The sequence below is a fragment of the Polaromonas sp. P1_G4 genome, assembly GCF_056405475.1.
In genome coordinates this window covers 1-1,089 of sequence record NZ_JBFUCA010000880.1, presented here as the reverse complement: position 1 = coordinate 1,089, position 1,089 = coordinate 1, and the positions used below count along the sequence as shown (strand labels likewise).

General features: G+C 58.6%; 1 protein-coding gene. It reads right to left on the bottom strand.

Features of this window, described 5'->3' with window-relative positions:
- Nucleotides 1-127: 127 nt before the first annotated feature.
- On the bottom strand, nt 128-1,060 hold the full coding sequence (locus AC1D1X_RS24125; RefSeq protein WP_477699462.1) for an FHA domain-containing protein: 933 nt from the start codon (nt 1,058-1,060) through the stop codon (nt 128-130).
- Nucleotides 1,061-1,089 lie beyond the last annotated feature (29 nt).

Here is a 1,089-nt window from a genome sequence, read left to right as displayed (position 1 = left end):
CAGCAGAAATGCGTTTGAACCAGACCATCATGTTCCATCGGGTGATACGGATAGTGCAGCCAGGTGCCCATGGCGATGAGCATTTGGCATGCCAGGCAGAACCGGGGCGGCTCCTGCCGGCCCGACGCTATTTTGTTTGAAGATGGACTTTGCCGTCGGCAAACTTGAAACTGACGGTAGGCACCGTGAAGTCTTCAAAGGGGGCGCCCAGAGCAATCTCACCCTCTTGCAGCAACACACATTCCTGTCGGCGCAATGCCACGACAGCTGCGCTGTCGGAAAATCGCACCCAGGTGCCGTAACTGCTGACATCTTCAAGGTAAAACTTGCCGGCACGCCATTCAATTCTGGCGTGCCTGCGGGAAACGCGCGGATCTTGAACCACAAATTGCGCGTCGTGGTCTCGTCCCAGGAAAATCGGCAGCTCACCCGAGGCGAACTCGGTATTGATGTCCAGCCAGCACAACTCGATCGACGCCAGAGCCAGGGGCTGCGGGGCCGAGTGCGCCGTCAGGCTGGAAGGTACGGTAAATGATTCGGTCATGACCTCTGCCTGCCATTCGATGCGGTGGACCAGGCAGGCTTCGGTGCGGCCACGAATGTCCATGGCGCCAAGATTTCGGGAGCGTACGAGTGTGTCGGCTGGCAGCTTTTCGATGACGGCTTCGGTCGCGAGTATCTGGTCCGGGCCCGACAGGTCACTCAACCGGGAGGCCACATTGACAKCGTCGCCGAAGCAGTCACCATCCTGCTCGACAATTTCTCCGCGGGCAACACCCAGCTGCAACCGCATCTTGAGGTGCTCGGGCCAGTTCCGGATACGGTCGCGGTGAACCCGCTGCAGTTCGGTTACGGCGTCAACGGCGTCCGCATTGTCTGGAAACACCACCAGCACACCGTCGCCGAGGTATTTCACAACGTGGCCGCGATAGGCCACGCTGACCTTGCCTATCCACTGCGTCAAACGTGTGATGGCCTGAGTTGCCTTGGCATTGCCCAGCGATTCAAAAACCCCGGTGCTTCCGGTGAGATCGGCAAAAACGACGGTGACTTCTGCCATACGGTCTATGTAACTGCTTGTAGCTATCT